The organism is Lysinibacillus sp. NPDC059133 (assembly GCF_042755925.1).
In the GTDB taxonomy this organism is placed as follows: Bacteria; Bacillota; Bacilli; order Bacillales_A; family Planococcaceae; genus Lysinibacillus.
In genome coordinates this window covers 1-5,062 of record NZ_JBHZDH010000081.1, presented here as the reverse complement: position 1 = coordinate 5,062, position 5,062 = coordinate 1, and the positions used below count along the sequence as shown (strand labels likewise).

General features: G+C 35.4%; 8 protein-coding genes. All 8 read right to left on the bottom strand.

The features are described from left to right. Positions 1-296 (bottom strand): hypothetical protein (locus ACFXN8_RS24795; protein ID WP_386848115.1); only part of this gene is annotated, 296 nt, incomplete at its 3' end. 325 nt (positions 297-621) lie between these two features. Next, positions 622-924, bottom strand: a complete 303-nt coding sequence (locus tag ACFXN8_RS24790) for a hypothetical protein (protein WP_386848114.1) — start codon at positions 922-924, stop codon at positions 622-624. 227 nt (positions 925-1,151) lie between these two features. Continuing rightward, positions 1,152-1,352 carry a hypothetical protein gene (locus tag ACFXN8_RS24785; protein ID WP_386848113.1) on the bottom strand — a complete coding sequence of 67 codons (201 nt, stop codon included), beginning with the start codon at positions 1,350-1,352 and terminating at the stop codon, positions 1,152-1,154. Positions 1,353-1,428: 76 nt separating this feature from the next. Then, the gene (locus ACFXN8_RS24780; RefSeq protein ID WP_386848112.1) at positions 1,429-2,112 is read right to left on the bottom strand and encodes a DUF1963 domain-containing protein; all 684 of its coding nucleotides are present in this window, start codon (positions 2,110-2,112) and stop codon (positions 1,429-1,431) included. Further along, a complete protein-coding gene (locus ACFXN8_RS24775) occupies positions 2,102-2,677 on the bottom strand; it encodes a DNA-3-methyladenine glycosylase I (protein WP_386848111.1) in 576 nt (191 codons plus the stop codon). The genes ACFXN8_RS24780 and ACFXN8_RS24775 overlap by 11 nt, the downstream gene beginning before the upstream one ends. Positions 2,678-2,702: 25 nt before the next feature. Continuing rightward, on the bottom strand, positions 2,703-3,299 hold the full coding sequence (locus tag ACFXN8_RS24770; protein WP_386848110.1) for a class I SAM-dependent methyltransferase: 597 nt from the start codon (positions 3,297-3,299) through the stop codon (positions 2,703-2,705). Between the two features lies 1 nt (position 3,300). After that, entirely contained in the window at positions 3,301-3,864 is a 564-nt protein-coding gene (locus ACFXN8_RS24765) for a cysteine hydrolase family protein (RefSeq protein ID WP_386848109.1), read from the bottom strand. A 464-nt stretch (positions 3,865-4,328) separates the two neighbouring features. Further along, positions 4,329-4,520 carry a hypothetical protein gene (locus tag ACFXN8_RS24760; RefSeq protein WP_376074297.1) on the bottom strand — a complete coding sequence of 64 codons (192 nt, stop codon included), beginning with the start codon at positions 4,518-4,520 and terminating at the stop codon, positions 4,329-4,331. Between the last annotated feature and the right edge of the window lie 542 nt (positions 4,521-5,062).

Genomic DNA, 5,062 nt, shown 5'->3' with positions numbered 1-5,062 from the left:
GTACTCTTATCTAATTTATCTAAATTATGTAATGGTATAGTGATTACTTGATTGTTTGGAGATTCAATTAAATAGCCGATCGTACTATCTGGATAATAGCCTGCTGCTCGTAACGCTACTATAATTTTTTGTGTAAAATTCGTATTTTGTAATTTTTCACCAATTTCTTCATTATAATTTGTATCGGGATTTTTTTGAATGGGTCTTTCAAATGAAGGTTGATTATACTTAATCAAGGCAGCAGCTATTACTATCACGGAAAATAAAATAATAAGGCCTTTTATAAACCCTCTCAATACATTCTCTCCATTCATCTTTTTAATAGAATACGCTTGTCATAATCAATTATGCCTCGGCATAATTGCGTCCGGAATCGGCTTTGTGCTGGCACAAAGAACTCCTTTCCGATTTCCGTGACATCCGCCGGAGGCTTTTAACTTATTTCAGCGAATGTTTGTACACCCGCTGAAATAAGTTAAATAATGAATGAATCCCACTTTCCCGGTCTACACATCAAACAAATATTATTTATAAATAATTCTCCTTAAAATATTTGCCAGGCTAACATTTATATAGCCTGGCAAATATCTGTAAGGAAAGGACAATCTACATCTTAATCGTTTATTCGTTTACGATGACTTTCACAACTGGTTCTAATTTTCCTACATATGCATCTCCAAGATAATCTACATCGATTACTATAGCTTGTGGCACGAAACGTTGAATGCTTTCTAAAAGACGTGCAGTATTACGTCTTTTGGCAAGCTGGAAAGGTGGAAGAGTGTCTAGTCTAAAACCAAAATCTCTGTATAAAGGGCAAGATATTACGAAAGTAGATAATATAAATGCTACATTTTGTAATATTTCATCAACGCCTGAAGCATTAAAATCAAAATTGCTTGTGGCGGTTACTTGATGTGTCATCCTATCAACCTTTCTTCTACGATACATGGAAAGATGTTAGTAATCTTTCATAATATGAGCTTTTCATTAAAAGAGCACTTAGTTATTTATGCTAAATACTCAAAAGTTATGAACGAAGCACATTCACTATTGTATGTATACGATGCAATGTATCGCTAAACAATTGCACAGCGTCAGGTTCCACATTCAGCCCGTTCCATGATTGAATTTCACATGCTATTCACTATTTATTTAAATATTGCGTAATAAATGACATACAACCAACTTAAACAACCATGTATGATTGCCCAGATGATCGAATGATTGACACTCCAAGAAATAGTAATGGCCAATACCGAGCCAAAACTAATACCGCTCTTAATGACCGTTTTATTCCCCATTTTTCTCTCCTTCTTTACTTTTCTAATTTCGGAAGTATGCCTCCGCATCTTCATTCCTCCTAATCATGCCATCAATGGATTATCACTGTAACCTTGCTGTTTGAACGTAAAAATGGTTTTATCGCTAATAAAAATCGCAATAAACACGCCACTCATTTTGCTCACGATTAAAAAAGAAATAGAAATTCCCATTATCGACGATATTAAAATATGCTTTCCCGTCAGAGGCAATCTGGAATACAAAGGGAAACTCCTCACCGTAATCACGACCACTTTGGCAAAAAGCTGGATAGCCGCCAATTTTATGCACGGCGTATATTTCCTCTACGATATCATCGAAGTACTCAACATCTTCCTCATGCTCTAGCCTCAATATTTCATCCTCTACATCAGATGGAATCCCTCCCCCATCCCATGTCGGATAATCATTGTCAATCCATTTCGAAATAAGTGGGAAGGCTCGAATACGGTCATGTTGCCAAGTTTGCTGGACTAAACCTTCTAGAGAAGTATATGCTTTTATTTCAAAAAAACGGCTAAGATCATCCTCTATAAGGTGATCAAATATGTCTTCATTGATAAATAGCGTTAGCAGCTCAATATGTTGAAGCGATGCGGGTACAAAAGGCAGCTCCTTTAAAAATAATGTAGCAAGTGGCTGAAACCCTTGTGGCAATTGCTCAGATGGTAATGACCAGCCTACATAGCCAATCCAGCTTTCTAGCAGGTCATGTGTAGGTCTAATCCCACCCGTTTCAAAGATCGTTGCCTGCCTTACTAATTGAGCCTTAATCGCTTCAATTTTCATCAACTACCCCCTCACTGCGACAAATACAATCTACGACATGGTCATTTACCATCCCTGTTGCCTGCATAAATGAATAGCAAATCGTACTACCAACAAATTTAAAACCGTCTTTTTTTAATTGCTTGCTCATGCGTTCACTAATTTCTGTTGTAGCAGGTACGTCTGCAATGGACGACCATTCATTGATAATCGGCTGATGGTCTACAAAGCCCCAAATATATTCAGAGAAGGAGCCATATTGCTCCTGTATCCGTAGAAAGGCTTGAGCATTCGTTACAACACTAGCAATTTTAAGCTTATTTCGGACAATGCGAGAATCCTGTCTAAGCTCCTGTAGCTTGTCCTCCGTATAGAGAATGATTTTCGAAGCATCAAATTGGTCGAAAGCTGCCCGGTAGCCCTCTCTTTTTTGTAGAATCGTCCACCAGCTAAGACCAGCCTGTGCCCCTTCTAGACAGAGCATCTCAAATAAATACTGATCATCATGGACAGGAATACCCCATTCCTTGTCATGATACTCAACATATAAAGGTTCATCTAACTTTACCCATTCACATCTTTTCATTCATATATCCTCCATTTTTTATGGTTCATTTAATCCCTGTAATACAAAGCCATCCTTTTTGCGTGTTTTCTCTTATAGTAACAGTTTGAAACCCAACACTTTCAAACAACTGCTTGATTTCAGGTTTTGTTTTGTAGGCTTTCATATGATAATTAATTTTATAGAGCTCCGAAATGATGATAAACTTCCCATCGTCCTTCAACACTCTATATACTTCTTTCACATCATTAGCTAAGTCAGGCCAAAAATAATGTGTTTGGAACGCTGTAATCGTATCGAAAAACTTATCTGTGTACGGAATGCTCGAAACACTTGCTTGCGTCACGATCACTTTTCCATTTGCTACATCCATTTGATTGGTTTTCGTAGAATCTTTAACAGCCTGCGCAGAAAAGTCTATACCATAAATTTTACCACTTGGATTCATTTTCGATAAGGATTGAAGTGTTTTTCCACCTCCACATCCAATATCTAACACAATATTGCCATCATTTACAGCTTCCTGTTTCATGAGCCAAGTATTCATACCGCTATGTGCCTTATTCATAATTCGTAGCATCAGTGAGCCTACGAATCCTCGTGGGTTTTTAGCTTGCTCGATTAATCGTTGTAAAAGTGTCATTTCAAATTTCCCCTTTGTCATTTTCACTTTCAAAAACCTGCTGCGAAGTAAGGATTAAGATGTCTTGTGTAGCTAGCTTTGTTAAGGCTACTTCCTTACGTTGATCTGTAGCACCTGCGACTGCATCTCTCACAACTGTTACAGCAAAATTTCTAGCTAGAGCCCCTTTCACTGTTGCAGTGACACAGCCTTCTATAAATGCACCCGTTACTATTAATTGGTTTATGTCATTATTCTTTAAATACGTTACTAAGCTGGGATTATTAAATGCATCCGCTTTATTTTTTGAAAAATACACACCCTCAACTCTTAATAGTCGTTCATCCAATTCAGCACCTTTACTTCCTTTTAACGCAGTGAATTTTCGTAAAAGATTCGACAGCACATGTGTCCGCTCAAACTCATTCCTAATATAGATGATATGAACATTTGATTTTTCAGCCCTTTTAATAAGATTATTAATGCAATTTAATGTTGGCTCAATCTGATTCTTTGCTACAGGCATTCTAGCTTGATCACTAAAGTAATCATTTTGAACATCCAGTATCAGTAACGCTTGCTTCACAGTACTACCCTCCCTGTTCTGTTCTCTCTTATCTCTATACGTTCTGAAAAATAAAAAAGTTTCAAATTTTGCCATTTCAGAAAGAGTTTGTATTTGATTAAACAGGCAGCCATGGAAATATACAAACTTTAAACAAGAATCAATAATGCCTCGGCATTATTGCGTCCGGAATCGGCTTTGTGCGTGCACAAAGAACTCCCTTCCGATTCCGTGACATCCGCCGGAGGCTTTAAGTTCTTTCAGAGGGTGTCCAAACACCCGCTGAAAGAACTTAAAAAATCACAAGTGCATTTAGTAAATACATAGCACTTGTGATTTTATTCATCTATAAGTAGGATAAAATAATAGTTACAATCATTTTAAAGTGTTATTATTTTTGAACATGATTTCTAGTCAATTCGTTTTTTCTATAACAAACTATATGGTATGTGTGAAAAAATTAAATTTCTTATCCTACAACATTTTTAATTTAAATATGTATTGTTGGTAATACTTCTTTCGCGCTCGTCCATAACTAAGTGGATAATAAATGCAAGTTGTTGCTCGATTCGCAAATTGTTAAGATGCAGGATGTCCGCAATTGCATTTTTTTGTCTCTCTTCTAATCCTACCTTCTCAAGCATTAACATAATTTCTTCTTTTGTAAGCCCAAACATTCCTTTTTCACCTCTAATTCATCCAAATATTATTTTACAATCATTATTCATATTTCTAAAACAACATACTCTACAACCATTCCTGAACTTTTTTTACTGATTATAGGATAACATATAGAAATTAAACAATCCAAAATCTACTTAAATACAATAAAATTTTAACCTCCGTAAAAAATCATTGTTATTTAATAATAATTTTTAATGCAGTACCAAATATCGATACTTGTTAGTCATTAATTCTATTATAAAAATAACAAGTACTTTTGTCGAATTTTAGTATTCTGCGGTACAACGTTAAAACTACTATAAAGAAACCGTTTACATAAAAATTATAAATTACTACGAACAATGACAGTAAGTGTCTTTATATATCCATCTTAATTATACACCTTCTCGTTATTAAAGCGCTTTTATCCCTAAAAAAAAGTAATTTCAAAATAATTGAAACACGCGTGTTGATTATCTAGTTTCTTCCAATGAAAATTAAATAAAAAGAGAGATTCTCATGTAAAATTGTTAGTTACCACACAAACAATTACGAA